A 22,238-nucleotide genomic window follows, 5' to 3' on the forward strand; every position below is an offset into this window, starting at 1 on the left:
AGCGTCACACTATGACCCCAGGACGCCCCTCCCCGCCGCCTCTTGCCAAGCCGTTGCCATCCATTGATCTTTCCGCTTCCCCGGCAGGGTCCAGGCTAGCCGCCGGCTATGGTGCCCGCTCTAGCGACGGAGGACTTGTCCCGCTGACGCTCTCCCGGCGCGCACCCAAGGAAGACGACGTTGAAATTGCCATCGAGTTCTGCGGGCTGTGCCATTCGGATGTGCATGCCACAAGGGGAGAGTGGAGTGCACCGAAATATCCGCTGGTTCCAGGCCACGAGATCGTGGGACGTGTCAGCGGGGTGGGGCCCGCCGTCGACGACTTCTCCGTCGGGGACCTGGTGGGCGTCGGGTGCATAGTGGATTCCTGCCGCGAGTGTGAGAGCTGCCTCGACGGATTCGAGCAATACTGTGAGAAGGGTCCGGTTGGTACCTACGGCGCCATCGATCCACGGAACCCAGACGGAATCACCCAGGGCGGATACTCATCCTCGGTGGTGGTAGACCGACGCTATGTGCTGAGAGTGCCGGAGAATCTTGACCCTGCCGCCGTCGCGCCTCTTCTCTGCGCTGGCATAACCACCTACTCACCGCTCCGGCATTTCGATGTCGAGGAGGGCGACGTCGTGGGCGTAGTGGGCCTCGGCGGACTCGGGCACATGGCCGTCAAGCTCGCCAAAGCCATGGGTGCCCAAGTAAAGGTCTTCACCACTTCCGACGCCAAGGTTGCGCCGGCCAAGGAGTTGGGGGCAGACGAGGTCATTCTGTCCCGGGACGCCGTGGCGATGAAAGAGGCCGCCGGCAGCATTGACGTCATCATCGATACGGTTGCCGCACCTCACGACCTGGGACCGTACTTCCGGACCCTGCGTCTTGAAGGCGCACTGTTCCAGCTGGGCCTTCCCTCTGATCCCATGCCGCCGGTCAATCCCTGGCACCTGATCCGCCGCCGCATCGCCTACTCCGGTTCCTACATCGGCGGCATTGCCGAGACCCAGGAAATGCTGGACTTTTGTTCAGAGCACGGCGTTGTGTCCGATGTCGAAATCGTTTCAGCCGAACAACTCAACGAAGCATATGACCGGATGGTGGCCGGCGACGTCAAGTACCGCTTCGTCCTGGATAACAAGACCCTTCCGGCTCCCGCAGCAAAGGCAGAAGCATGAGCAGCATCTTCACCAAAATTATCAACGGCGAGATTCCCGGGCGGTTTGTCTGGCGTGACGAGGACGTGGTTGCCTTCCTGACTATGGGCCCGCTCGCCGACGGCCACACCCTGGTGGTCCCCGTGGAGGAGGTGGACCGTTGGACCGATGCGCGGCCGGAAGTTCTTTCCCGCACCATGGAGGTGGCACGGAAAATCGGCGCCGCCCAAGTGGATGTCTTCGGATCGGCCCGGGCGGGGCTGCTGATCGCAGGCTACGAAGTCCACCACATGCATGTGCACGTGTGGCCTTCGAACTCGATGGCGGACTATGATTTCGGGTCGGTGGACCAGAACCCTGATCCTGCCCAATTGGACGCGAACGCCGAAAAACTTCGTGAGGGTCTGCGGGCCGCCGGCCACTCCGGGAATGTTCCCGAATCCTAGGCCGGAGCCAGTGCCTTGTTCAGCACGGCGCGGATCCTTTTCTCAGAGACTGAATAGGCCGTTCCCAGTTCGACGGCGAAGAGGCTGACGCGCAGCTCTTCGATCATCCAGCGCACATGGGTGAGTTCCTCCCCGGCGCGTCGGCCCGGCAGCAAAGCCGAGACGGCGTCGTCGTAGTCATCTTCGAGTCCTTGGATCGCGCCCATATTCAACGCATCGCGCTGGACGTTACCCGGAAGCTTCTCCAGGCGCTTCTCAATGGCGGCCAGGTACCGCGGCAGCTGGCTGAGCTGGGCGTAGCCCGTTTTTGCCACAAAACCCGGGTAAACCAGTTGCTCAAGCTGGCTCCTGACATCGTTGAGCGAACTGATTAACGCCAGGCTGGTGGTGCCTTTCAGCTGCTTCCTGATACGAGCGGTGCTGGACAGGATACGCTCCACAATGGCGGTGACGCTGAAGACAGTGTCGATCAGCTCGGCCCGCACCTGCTCGTAAAGGGCCTTGAAGGTTGCTTCGTCCCACGGCAACTCCGCCGACGTCAGCTTGTCAATGGCAGCGAGCGCGCAGTCCGCGATGAGTGCTGACACCGAACCGTGCGGATTTTGGCTGAACGTCAGTTTTTCCGTGTTGCTCAAGTGCTCCAGGACGTAGCGGTCGGGGGAGGGGACTTTCAAGGCGAGGAGACGAATAACGCCGCCGCGCATGGCTTCCCTTTGCTCGGATTCAGTCTGGAACACCTTCAGCGCGACGGATGTTCCCTCGTCAACCAGTGCAGGGTAGCCGGTAACAGTGTGACCGTTGACGGTGCCCTTCACCTCCCGCGGCAGGGTCCCGATAGTCCAGTCAGTGAGGCCAGACTGCTCGGCAATGCCCTGCGCGCTTCCATCCCTGCGGCCGGCATCGTGGCCTGAGACACCCTGACCTGTGAGGCCTTGGCTGGACGCATTCTTGCCGTTGGGAGATCCACCGGGCGCGGGGCCACTCGACGCCGCATTAGTGGAGCGGGGAGCCGTAGTACGGGGCGTCGCGCCCAGGGATTCGGCAATGGCCCGCCGTGTTGCGGGGGCGAGACGCTCCTGCAGGACCTTGAGGTCCTTTCCCTCGTCAAGCACCTTGCCCTGCGAATCCACCACCCGGAAGCTCACCCGAAGATGGGATGGAACGACGTCCCAATTCCACGAACCCGGCGGAATGACCTGGCCCCTGACCCGCCGCAGAGCCAGCTCCAGCGAGGGCTCAAGCTCATCCGTGGCGGGGTCGAAGTCGCGCTCCAGTGCGGCGACGGCCTGCCGGGCGACATCTGGTGCAGGAACGAAATTCTTACGGATGTTTTTTGGCAGGGACTTGATCAGCGCCGTCACGAGTTCAACACGCTGGCCGGGAATGAGCCAGCGGAAGGGGCCGTCGTCGAGCTGGTTGAGGAAAAGGACCGGAACTTCGGCCGTAACGCCGTCTGAGGGATTGGGTGGGGAACCCGGTGCCACGGGGTGGAATTCGTAACTGAGCGGAAGCTCAAAGCCTTTGTGCTGCAATGTCTTCGGGTATGCGGATTCATCCAGCGCATCGGCGTCCTCGCTGATGAGCAGCGATTGGTCGAAGTCCAACAGATGGGGGTCCTGCTGCCTGGCGTCCTTCCACCATTTATCGAAGTGGCGCTCAGACACCACCTCCTTGCCGATCCGGGCGTCGTAGAACTCAAACAGTGTCTCGTCGTCGACCAGGATGTCCCGGCGACGCATCCGCGCCTCCAGTTCCTCGACTTCCTGGAGCAGCGCCCTGTTGCGGTGGAAGAACTTGTGGTGGGTCTGCCAGTCTCCCTCGACCAGGGCATGGCGGATAAACAGCTCCCTCGACAGCTCGGGATCCACCCTGCCGTAGTTGATCCGCCGGCTGGGAATGATGGGAACGCCGTACAGGGTCACCTTTTCATGGGCCATCACTGCGCCCATCTTCTTGGACCAGTGCGGCTCGCTGTAGCTTCGCTTAACCAGATCCGGGGCCACCTGTTCGGCCCACAGCGGATCGAATTTGGCAGCGACCCTTGCCCAAAGGCGGCTTGTCTCAACCAGTTCGGCGGCCATCACGAAGGTAGGTGACTTCTTGAACAGGGCCGATCCGGGGAAGATAGCGAAGCGGCTGCCGCGGGCGCCCGCGTATTCGCGCTTGCGTTCGTCCAGGATACCGATGTGGCTGAGCAACCCGGACAGCAGGCTGATGTGGATGCCCTCATGGTTGCCGACGGGATCGGCCAGCCGCTTGTTGTCGAGGCTGATTCCCAACGGCCTTGCGAGCTGGCGGAGCTGGGCAAACAGATCCTGCCATTCCCGGACGCGGAGATAGTTGATGAACTCCGTCCGGCAGAGCCGGCGGAACTGGGTGGAAGAAAGTTCCTGCTGCTTTTCCTGAAGGTAGTTCCACAAGTTCAGGAAGCCCGTGAAATCGGAGTTTTCGTCCCGGAAGCGGGCATGCTTCTCCGCCGCCAGCTGCTGCTTGTCGGTGGGGCGCTCGCGGGGATCCTGGATGGTGAGGGCCGCAGCGAGGATCATGACCTCACGGACGCAACCCCGCTTGCCTGCCTCGACGATCATGCGTCCCAGCCGCGGATCCACTGGAAGTTGCGCCAGTTTCTGCCCGACGGCGGTCAGCCCGCCACCCGTCCGAGCACGGCCGCCACGGCCGGCATCGCCGTCCCCATCACGGCCTTTTCCGTTGTTGACGGCAGGGCCGGTGTTCACGACAGGGTTGAGGGCGCCGAGCTCGCGGAGGAGGGTGACGCCGTCGTTGATGGCACGCGAGTCAGGCGGTTCCACGAACGGGAAGCTCTCGACATCCTTGGGTCCGCGGGCCACCCCCATGGCGGTCATCTGGAGGATAACCGCGGCGAGGTTGGTGCGCAGGATTTCCGGGTCAGTGAACAGCGGCCTGGATTCGAAGTCTTCCTCGGAGTACAGCCGTATGGCGATGCCGTCGGAGACACGGCCGCAGCGGCCGGAACGCTGGTTCGCGGACGCCTGGGAGACGCGCTCGATTGGCAGGCGCTGGACTTTGGTCCGGTGCGAGTATCGGGAAATACGGGCCGTTCCGGTGTCTATGACGTATTTGATACCGGGCACCGTCAGGGAAGTTTCTGCCACGTTGGTGGCGAGGACTATTCGCCGCTTACTGCCGGGATGGAAGACCTTGTGCTGCTCCTGCAGGCTCAGCCGTGCGAACAGCGGGAGAACCTCAGTTCCAGGCAGCCGCCTGTTCGTTTGGATCCTGGCGTTGAGGGCCTCGGCCGCATCACGGATCTCGCGTTCGCCGGAGAAGAAGATCAGAATGTCGCCGGGCGCTTCTGTAGCCAGTTCATCAACGGCATCGCAGACGGCGTCCAACGGATCACGGTCTTCCTCGAGTGCGTCATCCGAGGCGTTTTCTTCCGCTTCCCGCCCCGGAGGTTGGGACAACGGCCGGTAGCGGATTTCGACCGGAAAGGTCCGTCCGGATACCTCGATGATGGGGGAGGGCGCCTCATCTGTGCCAAAGTGCTTCGCGAAGCGCTCAGGATCAATCGTGGCAGAAGTGATGATGATCTTCAGATCCGGCCGCTGCGGGAGGATCCTCTTGAGGTAGCCCAGGATGAAGTCGATGTTGAGACTGCGCTCGTGGGCCTCGTCGATGATGATGGCGTTGTACTTGCGCAACAGCTTGTCACGCTGGATTTCAGCCAGCAGGATGCCATCGGTCATAAGCTTGACCTTCGTGGACCTGCTCACCTCACCCGTGAAGCGGACCTGGAAGCCTACCTCCTGGCCGATGTCGACGCCGAGCTCCTCGGCGATGCGCTCAGCAACGGTTCGGGCAGCCAATCGCCGCGGCTGGGTATGGCCGATCAGCCCATCCTCGCCGAGTCCCAACTCCAGGCACATCTTCGGAATCTGGGTGGTTTTTCCGGAGCCCGTCTCGCCGGCGATGATGGTTACCTGATTTGCGGCGATGGCCGCCATCAGGTCCTCGCGGCGCTCGGATACCGGCAGCTCGGCGGGGTAGGAGATATGAAAAGTCATGGCTGGAAACAGTCTACTGCTGAGCCGGGAGCCGTTCGTCTTCCCCTGCCGCCGGCGGTCCGCCGCCTGCTGCCTGGATCAGCCGCTGCGCTACTGTGCGTGCATGGTCCCGGAACTCCGGTGGGGCCAGGATTTCGAAGTCCATGCCTAAGGTGGCGAGATGGGCAGCAGGAGTGTCCAGCCTGTCCCAGCCTGCGCGGAGAATGGTCCTTTCCCCTTCTGCGCGCAGGCTTGCCGTTTGCGGTCCTACGATGGCGGCTACCTCGTGGAGCGGGGCGTGGAGCCGGACCACGACGTCGTATTTATACGGGGATCGGGTGATGGATTCCTGGACATAGGCGGCGATGTCCTTGGCGGGCAGTTGCCGTGGAACAAACCGCTTGCGCTCGGTGGGCATGGACGATATACGGTCGGCGCGGAATGTGCGCCAGTCCTCCCTGTCCGTATCCCATGCCACGAAGTACCAGCGCCGCCCTGTATCCACCAGCCGATAGGGCTCCACAAGACGGCGGCCTGTGCCGCCGTCGGCCTTTGTGTAGTCAAAACTCAATTCCCGGTGGTCCGTGATCGCTGCAGAAATCGCAGTCAGTTGCAGCGGATCGACAGGGGCCGCATCGCTGGGAAGGGTGGTGACGGTGTTTTTCAGGGCAGCGAACCGGCGTCGCAACCGCGAGGGAAGAACCTGCTCGAGCTTGGCCAATGCACGGACCGATGACTCGCCTATCCCGGCCACCGGGCCGGCTGCGACGGCACCGAGCCCCAAAGCGACAGCCAGGGCCTCGTCGTCGTCAAGCAGAAGGGGAGGCAGCTCGGCTCCGGCACCGAGTTGATATCCGCCTGCGATTCCCGGGGATGCGTGGATCGGATAACCGAGGGTCCGGAGTTTTCCGATATCGCGCCGGATGGTCCTCTCCGTCACCTGCATCCGCTCGGCCAAGGCGGGCCCGGTCCATTCCCTGCGGATCTGAAGCAGCGACAGCAACTGCAGGAGGCGGGCGGAGGTCTGGATCATGAGCCCAAATGTACTGCATCTGTAAAAGAGATGAGGACTGAATCCGTCCTCAAGCGGCCGTAGGCTCGGGTGTACGGACGCGTGATCAGAATGACGCGTGATCAGTAGGAAACTGCAGATTGAGGGCTGTCGCCGTGCCTGGCCATGGTTTCCTGGCCGGAATCACTTGGCTGGATTCTTTTGGCCGGGGGCCTCTGGCACAGGACAGCGGCAGCCCTTTCGATCAGAAATTGCGGAGTGTGTAGTTGGTGCTGGGCAGGTCCATTGCTTTCCAGTCAGGGTGGGACTGCTCGCGGGGAGTATGGCCCCGACCGTCACCCAGGATGCTTGTCAGGGTGGCGGGGAGTACGACGAGGAGAAGGACGATGAGTACAACAGCGATGATTTCCATGACTCAATCCTTCTCCTGCCATGCATCCCGGAACAGTGGCAGAAATGCCCAAAAAGCTATAATTCCTGCCAACCTTCTGCCATACTGAATTCATGCTTAAATCAGTGGCGGTAATCGTTGTCCCGCACTTCTCGCTCTTCGAGTTCGGTACGGCCTACGAGGTCTTCGGCATTGACAGATCGGCGCGTGAAGGGGGAGTGCCGGCCTTTGATTTCCGTGTCTGCGCCCCCGAGCCCGGAGACATACCGCTCAAGGGCGGCCTGTCAATGAACGTCACGCTGGGGCTGGAGGCCACAGCCGACGCCGATCTGGTGATTATGACTCCCTATGGCCGGGATGAAGACGTGCACGAAGACGTCCTGGATGCCTTGCGCGCGGCCCATGCCCGTGGAGCTTGGGTGATGTCCATCTGTTCAGGGGCCTTCGCGCTGGCCAGGGCGGGGCTGCTGGACGGGCGCCGCTGTACCACCCACTGGCACTATTCCAATGAGCTTGCCGCAAAGTTCCCGCAGGTGATCGTCGATGAAAATGTGCTGTACGTCCAGGACGGGAACCTCGTGACAAGTGCCGGTACTGCCGCCGGAATCGATGCGAGCCTGCACCTGGTCCGGGTAGAGCTTGGAGCAGGCGTGGCTGCCTCGATCGCCCGGGACATGGTGGTTCCCCCACATCGTGACGGCGGCCAGGCCCAGTTCATTGAGCGTCCTATGCCCACCTGCGGATCGGCCCCAATGGAGGAGCTGCTGCGGTGGATGGTGATGCATCTGGACGAGGAACATACTGTCAATGAGTTGGCGAACCGCCTGCACATGTCGCCCCGGACGTTCGCCCGCCGCTTCCGCTCTGAAACGGGAACCACTCCAGCGGCATGGCTGAACTCGCAGCGCGTGCTGAGAGCACAGGAATTGCTCGAATCCACTGACTTGAACATCGACGAGATTGCCCGTGAAGCAGGGTTCGGCCATTCCGTGCTGCTCCGTCACCATTTCGCCAAGGTTCTCGACACGAGCCCCCAGCTGTACAGGCGGACCTTCAGGGGACAGCTGGCCTCCGCCGTATAGTCCGCTTCAGCGCCGCCCGTCCTTGTTGCGGGAAGCCTCAGCGGCAGCCCGGGTATTGTCTACGAGAATGCGCCATGGCCCGGTGACAGCCCGCTCCGGAAGCGTCGCGCGATGCTGACCGGCGCGTATGGAGTACATGAAGCGGTCAGGCTGGTTGCCGCCGCCGTTGGCGTCGCGTCCAGGTACTGCATCCCAAGGACACGCCTCAATAAGGGGCTCCCAGCGGCTTTTGTCCGCAGGGGTCACAGCTTTCACGCTCCACTCACGGGTCAGCGCAGCAATGCCGCCGCTGCGCTGGACAGTGATTTTCATGGCCTGGTTCCTGTGCTCCCGGTACTGCCGGACCGCTTTTGTGGGCTTCCTTCAGAGGAATTCACTCATGCAGGCGGCGTATCTTATAGCTTTACTTTGACAGTTTCCCATGCCAACTTCACGGCGTCATGCTCCGGAGAAGCTGCTCCGAACAGTTCCTCTGCCGAGGCCAGAGTTACCTTGGCGAAGGCCCTGAAAGTGGTGTCGGCCTTAAGCGAGCCGCTCGTGAGGGTGTCGTACCAGATGCGGCCAGGCGAGTCCCATGCATAACCGCCCAATCTTGAAGCCACAAGGTAGAAAGCCCGGTTGGGTATGCCGGAGTTGATATGTACTCCGCCGTTGTCGGCGCTGGTCCGCACATAGGAATCCATCGAGTCCGGCTGCGGATCTTTGCCCAGCACGTCATCGTCGTATGCCGTTCCAGGAGCTTTCATTGAGCGCAGGGCAGAACCTTCAACCTGGGGCGTAAAAAGGCCTTCTCCGATGAGCCAGCTGGCTTCCGTGACGGTTTGCTGCCGGACAAACTGCTCCACAAGGGCGCCAAAAACGTCAGAGAGGGATTCATTGATTGCCCCGGCCTGGTTGCGGTAGGCAAGGCCGGCTGAATGCTGTGTGACTCCGTGGGTCAACTCGTGGCCGATAACACTGAGGGAAAGAGTGAACCGCTGAAAGATCTCCCCGTCCCCGTCGCCGAAAACCATTTGAGATCCGTCCCAGAAGGCGTTGTCGTACAGCTTTCCGAAGTGCACCGTCGCGTCAAGCGGGAGGCCCTGCGCGTCTATGGAATTGCGCCCGAACACGTCCGCGTAGAGCCGGTGGGTATGGCCGAGTCCGTCGTAGGCCTCGTCCGCGGCCGGATCACCGGTGGCCGGTTCGCCTTCCTTCCGCACTACTTTGCCGGGCAGTATTTCCGCTTCCTGGGCATCGCAAACGGTCCTTTGCGGTGGGCCGGGTTTCACTTGCCGAACACTGGGAGGAACGGCGGGGGAGGGCTGTGCCCGCGCAGCCTGGACGCTTTTGACGTGAAGCAGCGCTTCCTTGGCCGCCCTGGCCGCCGCCGAAAATTGTGGCGCGTCCTGGGCCGCCACCCGCTTGAGGATGTACGGCGGAATGATCGAACAGTACATGGAATACCCCTTGCCTCTAGACCCGCGCCTCTTGACCCGCTGTCTCTTTGAAATCAGCCTACGAGGGGGCAGCGACTTTTTTGCGGTGGCACAGCAAAAGCCCGCCAATTCGTTGAACTGACGGGCTTTCGGGTGTGCCCTCGATAGGATTCGAACCTACGACCTTCTGCTCCGGAGGCAGACGCTCTATCCCCTGAGCTACGAGGGCATTTCAGGGATCCAGCCTTACCGGCGGGACGTCCTAGAGCTTAGCAGGAACGTAGCCCTGAAGGGAAAACCGGCCGCTCCAACAGCCGGCGTCCCTCAATAGCCGGCAAAGGAATCGGTATGTACCCTTTTAGCCCCTGCCCGCCGTGCCGCGGAACGCAGGGATCGGACGCTGGCCGGCGAGCCGGAGATGTAAACCTCACGCTCTGAAATGTCCGGCACAAGCTCTTCCAGGGCGGGGCCGTCAAGCCGCGCGGAACGGCCGGGGCCGGCGCCTGCTACTGCCTGCACGGAACCCTCCAACCGTGAGCCACCGTCCGGCACCTGCCCAGCCAGGGCATTGTGGAACGACCGTGGCGGAGCGGATCCGTCTGAGAGCCGCACGATGACGCGCGCCCCTGACTTTTCAAGCTCATCCGCGTAGGCGAGTTCGGCGCCGTTCTTGGCGAGGTACAGCAGCACCACATCACGTTCGCGGGCGGCACCGGCATTAAGGTGTGCCAGGAACGGAGTGATACCGATCCCTGCGGCGATCAGCAGTACGGGAACGGAGGGCTCACGGGGCATGACAAAGTCCCCACCCACAGCCGTGGCGGTCACAGTGTCCCCGGGCTCCAACGACTGGAGCGCGCGCTTGGCAGCGGAGAGGGGTTCAGCGGTACCGACGCCGAAGGAAACATCCTGATCGTCAGGGGAGCTTGTGACGCTGAAGACGCGACGCCGGCCCTTCCCGTCGGAGCCGGTGTGCGGGAGATTCAGTTCCATGTATTGACCGGGGGTGAACTTCACGGAGCGTTCCGGACGGAAGGTGAATTCCGTCGTCGTGGGCGTGAGAGGGCGCGAGCCCTGGAAGTGGAGCCGGATGCCGCCGCGCTGACCCGCGAAGAAGGCGACCAGGTTGCCCAACAGCAGTGCCAGCTCCGGGGAATTCGCCACAAACCCCAGGTTGTAGGGCAAGGCAAAGACGACGCCCACGACGGCGGCAAGCCCCAACTGCTGCCACCGCCGCGGCGGCAACGTGAGTGGTTCGGTGAGCATAAAACCGACAAAAAACAATATGGGCCGCTGGGCAAGAGGCTGCCACAAGGCCGCTCCGGCGGACATCGCTGCACGCAATAGTTCAACTGCCACGATGGAGGTGGAGACGACAACAAACACAACGCCCATAAGCATCTTCCTGGTCCGGTATAGCACCAGCAGGATGCCCGGAACCAGGAGCAGGAGCATCGACGGGGTGGCCGCCCACCAGGTGGCGATATTGAGGCCGGTCAGTCCTGTGATGAAGGCGCCTGCCGCGGCAGGGTTGAAGATATGGCGGCCTCGCCAGGCAAGTGCATATTTGGAGGCGGACGCCAGGACACAGGCAAGTGCCACGCCCGCCATGTCGAGCGTTTTGAACGAGGGCCAGAACAGGAAGTACAGCAGGAGCCCGGTGATCAGGGACGATTCGGAGTGCGGCTGTACCCGGAAGAGGGCGGCCAGGCCGCGGTTGGATCCATAGGTCAGCCCGAGGCACAGCGCCAAGTGCGCCAACATTTCAGGTATGCCGAAGGTCAGCCATCCCAGGACATTCAACAAAAGGCTGTAGGCCACAAGAATCCCCAGAACCCACAGCACAAGGCGGTACATCGTGAGGCGGTTGAGGGCAGTGTCCAGGCGCATACCGATTGGGTTCAGCAAACTGATGGAACTCATGAGAAAAGTACTCCTTCGAAGTCTGCTGAGTATTCTGCGCTTCCGTCGGAGAAGACCGTAAGCCAGGAGAAATCGAAGTTCTCCTCGAGACGGTCCCCGGGAACCAGGAACAACGCGGTGGCCAGCGCATCAGCCACCATGGCGCTGGAAGCCACCGTCCAGGTGGCCACTGTGGTCTGCACCGGAACTCCCGTCAGGCCGTCCAGGACGTGGTGCAGCCCGTCGCCCCAGGTCCGTCTGTTGGAGGCCGACGCGCACAGTGCGCCCGCGCCCAGATTGATCGTCCCGATGGCACGTTCCGGATCGTAGGGGTGTTCGAGTCCTATGGACACAGGGTTGGGACCAGAGTTGAACAGATCACCGCTGGCATCGAGGAAGTATTCGGTGAACCCCTGAGCCAAGAGCTCCGTGGACAGCAGGTCTACGAGTTGTCCCTTGCCGGCCGCGCCAACGTCCAGCACGACAGGAGCCGACGTGGACAGGATGGAACCGTCCCATTGCAGAACGTCCTCCCAGCGTGGCGGCGCTACTGGTGACCCCTTTGGACGCAAGGAGTATCCGGCGTCGTAACCAAGGTGCTCCAGGCTCCCCCCGATCAGTGGTGTCATCGCGCCACCGCTGATCCGGTAGAGGTCCTGGTAGAGCCGGCCCAGCTCAGCAGCGTTCTCAGGCATCTCGAACCTGCCGGACTCCCTGGCGGCAGAAGCCACCAGGGAGTCCGGGCGGAAACGGGACCAGGCGGAGTCGTAGTCCTCCACGACGGCCAGCAACCTGTTTTGCTGCACGTCCGTCAGCTGAACGGGGGTGCAGATCTCCCAGCGGGTGCCTATCCCGTCAAAAGTGAATGCCGCCCAACCCGGATGGGGCACGTGCTCTCCTTAATAAATGCGGAAGTACTGCAGGTGATAATGCCTACTTGGCCTGGGACTTGATCTTTTCCACGGCCTCGTTGAACCCGCCGCTGGTCAGGGATGAACCGGCCACCTTGGAGACGCTGAGTTCATCGAGCTTCTTTCCCACGACCTGCGCCTGGATTCCGCCGGCGAACTCACCCTGGAATTTCTTGGTGTTGGGGTTGGTCGGATGCTCGGTGATTTTTACATCGGATACCGTCCCGCCCGCCAACGTCAGCTCGACGCCCACCGTCTCGGTGCCGTTGGGGGACACATAGTTACCGTCGGCGCTGTAGGTACCGTCTTTGTAACCGGCGGCTGTCCCGGAGGTTGCCAGCGAGCTCGAGGGGGCTGCGGAGGTGGTGGCGCTTGTGGCTGCGGGGGTGCTGGTTGTCGGGGAGGTGGCTGACGGCGCACATCCGGCCACGGTTCCTACCAGGGAGAGGCCGGCGACACCAACGAACAGACTTTTGCGGGCGGTTTTCATACAGGGCTCGATTCTCGTTCGGGGACTGTTACGGATGTGACAACGTCAGAATCAGCGTAATGGTTCACCATTTTCTTACGCTGTGAATTTCCTGTGAACGCTAATCCTTTCAAAAAGAAACCCGAAGAGCAGCCCCAACAGCATCCGGCACTGCGGCTCACGACGACTGCTGCCGCAACGCAAATTCCGCTGGATTGCAGGGCACCGGTAGGCTAGATGCGTGACTCCCGAAGAACTCTCCCTCGCCATATCCGCCTGCCTGAAAGACGCCGTCGCGGCCGGCGATGTCGCCCTCGAGGCTTCGGCTGTGCCTGACGAGGTCCGTGTGGAGCGTCCAAAGAACCGTGACCACGGCGATTGGGCCACCAATATCGCCTTGCAACTGTCCAAGCAGGCAGGCATGAATCCCCGTGAGTTTGCCGCTGTGCTGAGCACCAGGCTTAAGACCATTGACGGTGTCTCTTCGGTGGACATTGCCGGACCGGGGTTCCTGAATATCACGGTGGACGCTGCGACTGCAGGCGCACTGGCGAAGGCTATTGTGGAGGCCGGTCCCGGCTACGGAACCAATTCCGCGCTCGCGGGCCACGTGGTGAACATGGAGTTTGTCTCCGCCAATCCCACTGGTCCCTTGCATATTGGGCACACGCGGTGGGCTGCCCTTGGTGACGCGATCGCCAGGGTCCTCCGTGCCTCCGGCGCAAAAGTCACGGCCGAGTACTACATCAATGACGCCGGTTCCCAGATGAACGTCTTCGCAGAGTCGGTGCTGGCCCGTCTGCATGGCAGGGACGTACCGGAAGGCGGCTACCCCGGACAGTACATTGCCGACCTCGGCCGCCATGTGTTGACCCGCCATCCGGGAATCCGTGAACTTACTGATGTTGCCGCGCTGCCCGTCATCCGGGCCGCTGCCTATGAGGCGCAGCTTGAGGACATTAAGCACACGTTGGCGGATTTCGGTGTGGTGTTCGATACCTATTTCTCGGAAAAGGACCTGCACGACGGCGGTGCGATTGAAAGTGCCGTTGCCCGCCTTCGCGAACAGGGCCATGTGTTCGACGACGGCGGGGCAGTCTGGCTGCGCACCACCGACTTCGGCGACGACAAGGACCGGGTCATGATCCGCGCCAACGGAGAGCCCACCTATTTTGCCGCGGACGCCGCGTACTACTTGTCCAAGAAGGACCGTGGCTACGACCAGAAAATTTATCTCCTCGGCGCCGATCACCATGGCTACATCAACCGCCTCAAGGCCATTGCGGCGTGTGCCGGTGATGATCCTGAGGTCAACATCGAGGTCCTGATCGGCCAGCTTGTCTCCGTCAATGGAGCGAAGCTCTCCAAGCGTGCAGGCAACATCATCGAGCTCAAGGACCTCATCGATTGGCTGGGCAAAGACGCCGTCAGGTACTCCCTGGCCCGGTTCCCGGCAGATTCCCCGCTGACGCTCGATCCTGAGCTGCTGAAGAAGCACAGCAACGAGAACCCCGTCTTCTACGTCCAGTACGCTCACGCCCGTTCACGCGGTACCGCCCGTAACGCCGTCGCGGCCGGGGTTGACCGCAGCGCCTTTGACGCTTCGCTGCTGGAGCATGCCACTGAGAACGAGCTCCTGTCCTATCTCGGCAGCTATCCCTCGATTGTTGCCAAGGCTGCGGAACTTCGTGAGCCGCACCGGATTGCGCGCCACCTCGAAGTGATCGCCGGCGCGTACCACCGCTGGTATGACGCCTGCAGGGTGGCGCCACTGGGGGATGAACCCATCACCGACCTCAACCGCACCAGGCTGTGGCTCAACGACGCCACAAGCCAGGTGCTGGCCAACGGACTTGATCTGCTGGGCGTTTCGGCGCCGGAACGGATGTGAGACAGATGAACACCACCAAAACAGTGAATACGCATCAGGCCTCGCCACTGGCGCCTGAGTGGCTGCAGTTGCCTGCTGACCTGAACGTGTTGCACTCGCCGATGTGGGCCGGGGATGTGGAACGGAACGACGACGGCGAGTTGGCAATTAACGGCATCCCCGTCAGCCGCCTGCGGGAAGAGTTCGGTACGCCCCTTTTTGTGATGAGTGAAACTGATTTCCGCTCACGCGCCCGTGCATTCAAGGACGCCTTCGACGACGCCTTCGCTGATATCTGCGGGGGAGTGGACGTCTACTATGCCGGCAAGTCTTTCCTCTGCAGCGCAGTGGCCAGCTGGGTTGCTGACGAGGGCCTGCGGCTGGACACGTGTTCAGGCGGAGAACTTGCGGTCGCTGCCAAAGCCGGGATTGAAGGCCCGCATCTTGGACTCCATGGCAACAACAAGTCCGATGCCGAAATCAACCGCGCACTGGACATGAAGGTTGGCCGCATTGTGGTGGACAGTCTCGCCGAGCTGGAGCGCGTAGCCAAGATCGCCTCCGACCGCTCCGGGGTGGCCAAGGTAATGCTTAGGCTGACTCCTGGAGTGCACGCCCACACCCATGAGTTCATCGCCACCGCCCATGAGGATCAGAAGTTCGGCCTTTCAATGGCGGGCGATTCCACTGACGAGGCAGGTTTGTCTGCTGCGGAGGAAGCCGTGGCCGCTGCCACCAGCTACGCCAGCATTGAGCTTCTCGGTGTCCACTGCCACATCGGCTCGCAGATCTTCGAAGCCGACGGGTTCGCCCTGGCGGCGGCTAAGCTTCTGGACTTCCTTGCTGCAATGCAGGCCAAGTATTCGATTGTCTTGCCGGAACTGGATCTGGGCGGAGGCTATGGCATTGCCTACACTCCTGTGGACAGTCCCCGCCCGCCCGCTGAGATCGCGCAGGCAATGGCCGCCGTCGTGCGGTCAAAATGTGCCGAACTGAACATCCAGGCTCCGCGAATCTCTATCGAGCCGGGCCGCGCGATCGTCGGCCCGTCCACGTTCACCCTCTATGAGGTGGGGACATTGAAGACAGTCCGCGTAGACAGCCCCACTGTTTCCGGTGATTCTGCCGATTCAGGAACCGCAAACGTTACGCACCCCCGCCGCTATGTGTCAGTGGACGGCGGCATGAGCGACAACGCCCGTCCTGTGCTCTACGACGCTGATTATTCGGCAATCCTCGCCTCCCGGGCTTCCGCAGCGGCTCCGCAGTTGTCCCGAGTGGTGGGCAAACATTGCGAGAGCGGCGACATAGTTGTTAGAGATGTATATCTGCCCGAGGACGTGGCAGCCGGTGATCTTCTCGCTGTACCGGGTACCGGCGCCTACTGCTGGGCCCTGTCAAGCAACTACAACTATCTGGCCCGGCCGGGCGTTGTCGCTGTGCGCGACGGATCCACCCGGCTCATTGTCCGCGGGGAAACCGAAGAAGACCTGTTAAACCGTGACATGGGAGTGGCGAATGACTGAAGTGCGAACCCTGAAGGTAGCCCTGCTGGGCTGTGGCAACGTTGGGGCCCAGGTAGCGCGGATTCTCATTGAGGACGCCGACGCCCTTGCCGCCCGTACCGGCGCGCGTCTGGAACTCTCCGGCATCGCGGTGCGCAACGTCAATGCAAAGCGCGACGTCGAGCTTCCGCAGGAGCTCTTCACTACGGATGCCGATACTCTCGTCAAAGATGCAGATCTGGTCATCGAGCTCATGGGCGGCATCGAACCTGCCAGGTCTCTGATCCTCACAGCCATCCAGAACGGCGCCTGTGTGGTGACGGGAAACAAGGCCCTTCTGGCCCAGGATGGTCCCACGCTTTATGAAGAGGCGGACAAGGCCGGCGTGCAGCTGTCTTACGAAGCAGCTGTGGCTGGGGCAATCCCCATTCTCCGCCCTATCCGGGACAGCCTCTCCGGAGACCGGATCACGCGCGTGCTCGGCATTGTCAACGGCACCACCAACTTCATCCTTGACCAGATGGACTCCACGGGTGCCCAGTTCGCCGATGCCCTGGCAGAGGCCCAGAGGCTCGGCTATGCCGAAGCTGATCCCACTGCAGACGTTGAAGGACATGACGCCGCCGCGAAGGCCGCAATCCTTGCCTCATTGGCCTTCCACACGCGGTTTGCCCTCGAGAACGTGCACTGTGAAGGAATCAGCAACGTCAGCGCCGCGGACATCGCCGCTGCGAAGGACGCGGGATTCGTCATCAAACTTCTGGCCATTGCGGAGAAACTGACCGACGCCGATGGCGGAGAAGGTGTCTCCGTCAGGGTTCACCCCACGCTCCTCCCGCGTGAGCACCCGCTGGCAGCCGTCCGTGGTGCCTTCAACGCAGTGTTCATCGAAGCCGAAAATGCCGGCGAGCTGATGTTCTACGGCCAGGGAGCAGGCGGAACCCCCACAGCGTCGGCAATTCTGGGAGACCTTATTTCGGCAGCCCGCCGCCTGGTGCTAGGCGGGCCAGGACGCACGGAGACCACTACCGGCCACGTGCCCGCGCTGCCCATCGACGCCGCGCTAACCAGCTACTACATCGGCCTGGACGTTGCAGACCAGCCGGGCGTCCTGGCAAAAATCGCCCGTCTCTTCGCAGACCATGGCGTTTCCATCGAGATCATGCGACAGACCATCCACCGCGACGCCGAATCCAATGTGGAAACGGCTGAACTGAGGATAGTCACGCACCGCGCAAGCGAAGCTGCACTGGCAGCAACCGTTGAGGCCGTGAAGGGCCTTGACGTCATCAATTCCGTTACATCCGTACTGCGGGTAGAAGGAGTCTAAGTGGCTCACCAATGGCGTGGAGTAGTCCGCGAATACGCTGATCGTTTGCCTGTTACGGAAGCCACGAAGGTGATCTCCCTTGGTGAGGGCGGCACTCCGCTGGTCCACGCACGGCAGCTGTCCGAGCTCACTGGTTCCACCGTCTATCTGAAGGTGGAGGGCATGAACCCGACCGGTTCCTTCAAGGACCGCGGCATGACCATGGCTATGACGGCAGCTGTTGCGGCAGGGGCCAAGGCAGTGGTTTGTGCTTCCACTGGCAACACCTCTGCTTCCGCGGCGGCGTACGCAACGGCGGCAGGATTGAAGTGCGCGGTGCTGGTGCCTGAAGGCAAGATCTCGATGGGTAAGTTGAGCCAGGCCATCGCCCATGGCGCGACGCTGCTGCAGGTGGACGGGAACTTCGATGACTGCCTGGACATCGCCCGCAAGCTGGGTGACTCTTACCCGGTTTTCCTGGTGAACTCGGTCAACCCTGCCAGGATCGAAGGCCAAAAGACCGGTGCTTTTGAAATCGTTGACGCCCTCGGGGATGCCCCGGACTTCCATGTACTTCCTGTGGGGAATGCCGGCAACATCAGCGCGTACTGGAAGGGTTACAAGGAGTACTCGGCACCGTTCGAATCCTTGACCGCAGGCACGCTTCCGGCTGTCTCGACAAAAACACCCGTGATGTGGGGTTTCCAGGCCGCTGGTGCTGCACCGTTTGTGGCCGGCCATCCGATTACCGAACCGGACACCATTGCCACTGCCATCCGGATCGGCAACCCGGCCTCCTGGGATACTGCCGTTGCTGCCCGTGATGAGTCCGGCGGCGTGATTGAGGCTGTTACCGATGAGGAAATCCTGGACGCGCACCGCTGGCTGTCGGCCCGTGAAGGCGTCTTTGTGGAACCGGGCTCAGCAGCCGGAGTTGCAGGTCTGATCAAGAAGCACGCCGCGGGCCAGGTTCCCACCGGCAAGACCATAGTCATCACCGTTACCGGTCATGGCCTGAAGGATCCCCAGTGGGCGCTCAGGACCGAGGACGGCAGCGAAGTGCAGCCCGTCAAGGTTTCCAACGACGTCGTGACTGTTGCTTCTGAACTGGGACTGGAAGAAAAGTAGCGTTGGAAACGATGCTTAGGGCTGACGCGGAATCGCCCGCCATCGCTGCGGGACAGCAGGTCACTGTCCGGGTTCCTGCCACCAGCGCTAACCTGGGACCCGGCTACGACAGCCTGGGTTTGGCTCTGTCCTTGTACGACACTCTCACGGTGGAGACTCTGGACACCGGAGAACTTCTCTTCGAACTCGCGGGTGAGGGTGCTGAAACCCTTCCCCGCGATGCGAGCCACCTCGTGGTCAAGGCCATCACTGCAGCGCTCGCGCGCCTGGGGTTCCGTCATGCGGGCCTGAGGATCATTGCCAATAACGTCAATCCCCACGGCCGCGGGCTTGGCTCATCGGCCTGCGCCGTGGTTGCAGCTGTTGTTGCGGCCAACGCGCTCGTACCTGCTCCTTCCCAACGCGACCGCGCGTGGATTCTTCAGGTCACCAGCGAGATGGAAGGCCATCCCGACAACGTCGCTCCCGCCTTGTTCGGCGGACTGGCGTTGTCATGGCAGGACAGTGACCAGTACAGCAGCACCTGCGCCGAGGTGTCACCGCAGGTTGTACCGATCGTCGCCGTGCCCGACTATGAACTCTCAACCGAGGCGGCGCGGGCTTTGCTTCCTGCCTCGATCGGTCACCACGCGGCAGCTATGAACTCGGGGCGGGCAGCGTTGTTGATCCACGCATTAACACAGAAGCCGGAGTTCCTGCTGGCAGGGACTGAAGACTACCTGCACCAGAGCTATCGGGCGGAGGCAATGCGTCCCAGTGCGGGATTGCTTGGTGCCCTCCGGGCAGCAGGCCATGCCGCGGTTGTTTCCGGCGCGGGCCCCACGGTTCTGGTCCTGGCCAACGGCGAAGCCGAAGCCGAAGCCAGCCTGGAATTCATCAGACGCTACACGTCAGAGAACACGCCGGATGTCGCCTGGCGCGTGATGAAGCTGGCTGTGGACGTCGAAGGTGCTAAAGTGGACTTGCACCGGCGGTAATTCCGCAGGCAGTAAGCAGGCGGTAAGCAGGCAGTCAGGGACACCCGATGTTGGCCATGTTGCCTGTCTCGCATCTGCTGCTCCGATCTTCTACTGCGCTATATTTTCCGGTGCCACCTGCTTTGGTCTGTAGCAGGAATCTGCAGAACATCTCTGCACCCCTGACCAGTCCTTCGTTCCGCATATCCGGAACACTCCAGGTGAATCAGTATCCGGCCCTGCTGGCCGAAATCCATCCGGCAAGGCCGAAATCCCGGCTGCAGATCTGAACTGCAGCCCAGATCAATCATCGCGTCCAGCTCCCAGTCTGGACGCCGTCGAGGGGGAAGGATCCTTCGTGACCGAAACCACTGAGCTGTCGCCAGCTGTGGATACATCATCTTCTGCTGCTGCATCAACGGCCGCACCCAAGAGCAGTGGCCTTGCAGGCCTCAAGCTCGCCCAATTGCAGGCTCTCGCCAGTCAATTGGGCATCTCCGGCGGATCCCGCATGCGCAAGGGGGATCTGGTTACGGCCATTTCCGCCCACCGTGCAGGTTCTTCGGCGAGCAAGGCTCCGGCCCGTTCGGCCGAGAAAGCGCGGGACAACTCCGTAGCTTCCTCTGCCCCGGCCCCCGTTGCCGCAACCGAAGCACCCGCAGCACCAGCTCAGGAAAGCCCTGCCGCGGACACCACGAAAGCACGTGGACGCGGCCGCAGCCGTCGCGCCGGAAGCGACGGTGTGGTCAGCGCACCGGGTGCGGAAGCCCCGGCACCGGAGGCGGCACCTGTTGAGGTTCCGGCTGCAGCCAGGCAGGCCGCAACCGTAGAAGCGCCCTCCGTGGATGGTGCCAGCGAACGTCGTCAGCCGCGCACCCGCAATCGCCGCCGCGGAGAAGCAGCGGCTACGGCTCAACCTTCTGAAAGCCTGGAAGCTCCGTCTGAGCAGCCTGCGGTCGAGGATCGTGCAACTGAACAGCGTGCACCTGAGCAGCGCGGAACTGAACAGCGTGCACCTGAGCAGCGCGGAACTGAACAGCGCACTGCTGAGCAGGGCGAATCCGGCGAAGGCGCCCAGCGCAACGACCGTCGCGAAAACACCCGTGGCCGTGGCGCCCGCGACACAGGCGATTCTGCAGGCACCCGCGAAAACAACCGTCAGGACACACGTCCTGACACCCGCCGCGATGACAACCGCGACAACGATGATTCCGACGGCGGCAGCCGCAGGAACCGCCGCAACCGTCGCGACCGAAACGACCGATCCGACAACAGGGACAGCCGCGACAGCAGGGACAGCCGGGACAACAACTCCCGCAACGACCGCTTCCGCGACCGTAACGAACGCCGTCGCGGTCGCAGCCAGGGACCGGACGTCGACGACGTCGAGGTCACCGAGGACGATGTCCTGCTGCCCGTAGCCGGCATCCTGGACGTACTGGAGAACTACGCGTTCATCCGCACCTCGGGCTACCTCCCGGGCCCCAACGACGTCTACGTGTCTCTCGCCCAGGTCAAGAAGTACAGCCTGCGCAAAGGCGACGCAGTGGTCGGAGCCATCCGCGCCCCGCGTGACGGCGAGGATCGCAGCCAGCAGACTGCCCGTCAGAAGTTCAACGCACTGGTGCGCGTCACGTCCGTCAACGGCAAGACCCCGGAAGAGCTCAGGGATCGCGTCGAGTTCGCCAAGCTGGTTCCGCTCTACCCGTCCGAGCGTCTGCGCCTGGAGACGGACCCCAAGAAGATCGGCCCCCGTGTCATCGACTTGGTCGCTCCCATCGGCAAGGGCCAGCGCGGTCTCATTGTCTCGCCGCCCAAGGCCGGTAAGACGCTCATCCTCCAGTCGATCGCCAACGCCATCACCACCAACAATCCTGAGGTTCACCTCATGATGGTGCTTGTTGACGAACGTCCTGAAGAAGTCACCGACATGCAGCGCACCGTCAAGGGTGAGGTTATTGCCTCCACCTTCGACCGACCCGCCGACGACCACACCACTGTGGCCGAGCTGTCCATCGAGCGAGCCAAGCGCCTGGTTGAAATGGGCATGGACGTTGTGGTGCTCCTCGATTCCATGACACGCCTCGGCCGCGCTTACAACCTGGCAGCACCGGCCTCCGGCCGCATCCTGTCCGGTGGCGTGGATTCCGCCGCGCTCTACCCGCCGAAGCGCTTCTTTGGCGCCGCCCGCAACATCGAAAACGGCGGCTCGTTGACTATCCTGGCAACGGCCCTCGTGGAGACCGGATCCAAGATGGACGAGGTCATCTTCGAAGAGTTCAAGGGCACCGGCAACATGGAGCTCCGCCTGTCCCGCCAGCTGGCTGACAAGCGCATCTTCCCGGCGGTGGACGTCAATGCGTCCGGTACCCGTCGTGAAGAGAACCTGCTTTCCCCCGAGGAAGTCAAGATCATGTGGAAGCTGCGCCGCGTCCTCTCCGGACTCGAGACCCAGCAGAGCCTTGAACTGCTGACCAACAAGATCCGGGAAACTCAAAGCAACGTCGAGTTCCTCATGCAGGTTCAGAAGACGACGCTTGGCGCAAAGTCGGATAACGACAAGTAGTTGAGCTGGGGGTGGGGCCGTCGCATATTTTGCCGGCCCCGCCCCTTTGTCGTTCGGGGGCCGCCGGATATTTTACCGGCCCCGCCCCTTCGCGTTGTGGCTG

The 22,238-nt window shown here is 62.3% G+C and carries 17 protein-coding genes and 1 tRNA gene; 9 read left to right on the forward strand and 9 right to left on the reverse strand.

Annotated elements, in window-relative coordinates:
• Window positions 1-11 precede the first annotated feature (11 nt).
• Together MU551_RS09025 and MU551_RS09030 are read left to right on the forward strand one after the other, a co-directional pair.
• On the forward strand, window positions 12-1,166 hold the full coding sequence (locus tag MU551_RS09025) for an NAD(P)-dependent alcohol dehydrogenase (protein ID WP_247042792.1): 1,155 nt from the start codon (window positions 12-14) through the stop codon (window positions 1,164-1,166).
• Window positions 1,163-1,591, forward strand: coding sequence for an HIT family protein (locus tag MU551_RS09030; protein WP_247042793.1), 429 nt, complete (start codon window positions 1,163-1,165; stop codon window positions 1,589-1,591). Before MU551_RS09025 ends, MU551_RS09030 begins: the two co-directional genes overlap by 4 nt.
• Here MU551_RS09030 and hrpA read toward each other — a convergent pair.
• The 3 genes from hrpA to MU551_RS09045 all read right to left on the reverse strand — a co-directional run bounded on the left by hrpA (window position 1,588) and on the right by MU551_RS09045 (window position 7,040).
• Entirely contained in the window at window positions 1,588-5,637 is a 4,050-nt protein-coding gene (gene hrpA, locus MU551_RS09035; RefSeq protein WP_247042795.1) for an ATP-dependent RNA helicase HrpA, read from the reverse strand. The two genes, MU551_RS09030 and hrpA, sit on opposite strands and share 4 nt — an antisense overlap.
• 13 nt (window positions 5,638-5,650) lie before the next feature.
• Entirely contained in the window at window positions 5,651-6,649 is a 999-nt protein-coding gene (locus MU551_RS09040; RefSeq protein ID WP_247042797.1) for a helix-turn-helix transcriptional regulator, read from the reverse strand.
• A 223-nt stretch (window positions 6,650-6,872) separates the two neighbouring features.
• Window positions 6,873-7,040 carry a hypothetical protein gene (locus MU551_RS09045; RefSeq protein ID WP_247042798.1) on the reverse strand — a complete coding sequence of 56 codons (168 nt, stop codon included), beginning with the start codon at window positions 7,038-7,040 and terminating at the stop codon, window positions 6,873-6,875.
• Between the two features lie 92 nt (window positions 7,041-7,132).
• On the opposite strand from MU551_RS09045, the gene MU551_RS09050 reads away from it, so the two are divergent.
• On the forward strand, window positions 7,133-8,101 hold the full coding sequence (locus MU551_RS09050) for a GlxA family transcriptional regulator (RefSeq protein ID WP_247042800.1): 969 nt from the start codon (window positions 7,133-7,135) through the stop codon (window positions 8,099-8,101).
• A gap of 6 nt (window positions 8,102-8,107) precedes the next feature.
• Here the strand turns inward: MU551_RS09050 and MU551_RS09055 are convergent, their stop codons facing one another.
• From MU551_RS09055 to MU551_RS09080, 6 genes are all read right to left on the reverse strand, one after another.
• Window positions 8,108-8,413 (reverse strand): protealysin inhibitor emfourin, encoded by a 306-nt coding sequence (locus tag MU551_RS09055; protein ID WP_247042809.1) that lies wholly within the window; start codon window positions 8,411-8,413, stop codon window positions 8,108-8,110.
• 83 nt (window positions 8,414-8,496) lie between these two features.
• The gene (locus MU551_RS09060; RefSeq protein ID WP_247042811.1) at window positions 8,497-9,540 is read right to left on the reverse strand and encodes a M4 family metallopeptidase; all 1,044 of its coding nucleotides are present in this window, start codon (window positions 9,538-9,540) and stop codon (window positions 8,497-8,499) included.
• Window positions 9,541-9,675: 135 nt separating this feature from the next.
• Window positions 9,676-9,748: transfer RNA gene (locus tag MU551_RS09065), tRNA-Arg, on the reverse strand.
• Between the two features lie 95 nt (window positions 9,749-9,843).
• Window positions 9,844-11,442, reverse strand: coding sequence for an FAD-dependent oxidoreductase (locus MU551_RS09070; RefSeq protein ID WP_247042813.1), 1,599 nt, complete (start codon window positions 11,440-11,442; stop codon window positions 9,844-9,846).
• Window positions 11,439-12,311: an FAD:protein FMN transferase gene (locus tag MU551_RS09075; RefSeq protein WP_247042815.1), complete on the reverse strand. Its 873-nt coding sequence runs from the start codon at window positions 12,309-12,311 to the stop codon at window positions 11,439-11,441. Before MU551_RS09075 ends, MU551_RS09070 begins: the two co-directional genes overlap by 4 nt.
• 43 nt (window positions 12,312-12,354) lie before the next feature.
• Complete coding sequence (locus MU551_RS09080) at window positions 12,355-12,822, reverse strand: FMN-binding protein (protein WP_247042828.1); 468 nt, start codon at window positions 12,820-12,822, stop codon at window positions 12,355-12,357.
• 220 nt (window positions 12,823-13,042) lie between these two features.
• Between MU551_RS09080 and argS the strand changes: the two genes are divergently transcribed.
• From argS to rho, 6 genes are all read left to right on the forward strand, one after another.
• The gene (gene argS / locus MU551_RS09085) at window positions 13,043-14,692 is read left to right on the forward strand and encodes an arginine--tRNA ligase (protein ID WP_247042831.1); all 1,650 of its coding nucleotides are present in this window, start codon (window positions 13,043-13,045) and stop codon (window positions 14,690-14,692) included.
• Window positions 14,693-14,697: 5 nt separating this feature from the next.
• Window positions 14,698-16,197, forward strand: coding sequence for a diaminopimelate decarboxylase (lysA, locus tag MU551_RS09090; protein ID WP_247042833.1), 1,500 nt, complete (start codon window positions 14,698-14,700; stop codon window positions 16,195-16,197).
• Window positions 16,190-17,506 carry a homoserine dehydrogenase gene (locus tag MU551_RS09095; protein WP_247042835.1) on the forward strand — a complete coding sequence of 439 codons (1,317 nt, stop codon included), beginning with the start codon at window positions 16,190-16,192 and terminating at the stop codon, window positions 17,504-17,506. The genes lysA and MU551_RS09095 overlap by 8 nt, the downstream gene beginning before the upstream one ends.
• Window positions 17,507-18,613 carry a threonine synthase gene (thrC, locus tag MU551_RS09100; protein ID WP_247042837.1) on the forward strand — a complete coding sequence of 369 codons (1,107 nt, stop codon included), beginning with the start codon at window positions 17,507-17,509 and terminating at the stop codon, window positions 18,611-18,613.
• An 11-nt stretch (window positions 18,614-18,624) separates the two neighbouring features.
• Window positions 18,625-19,590 (forward strand): homoserine kinase, encoded by a 966-nt coding sequence (gene thrB, locus MU551_RS09105; RefSeq protein WP_247042839.1) that lies wholly within the window; start codon window positions 18,625-18,627, stop codon window positions 19,588-19,590.
• 337 nt (window positions 19,591-19,927) lie between these two features.
• Window positions 19,928-22,135 (forward strand): transcription termination factor Rho, encoded by a 2,208-nt coding sequence (gene rho / locus MU551_RS09110; protein WP_247042841.1) that lies wholly within the window; start codon window positions 19,928-19,930, stop codon window positions 22,133-22,135.
• Window positions 22,136-22,238 lie beyond the last annotated feature (103 nt).

Origin of the sequence: Arthrobacter rhizosphaerae, from assembly GCF_023062595.1 — a bacterium.
Taxonomy (GTDB): domain Bacteria; phylum Actinomycetota; class Actinomycetes; order Actinomycetales; family Micrococcaceae; genus Arthrobacter; species Arthrobacter rhizosphaerae.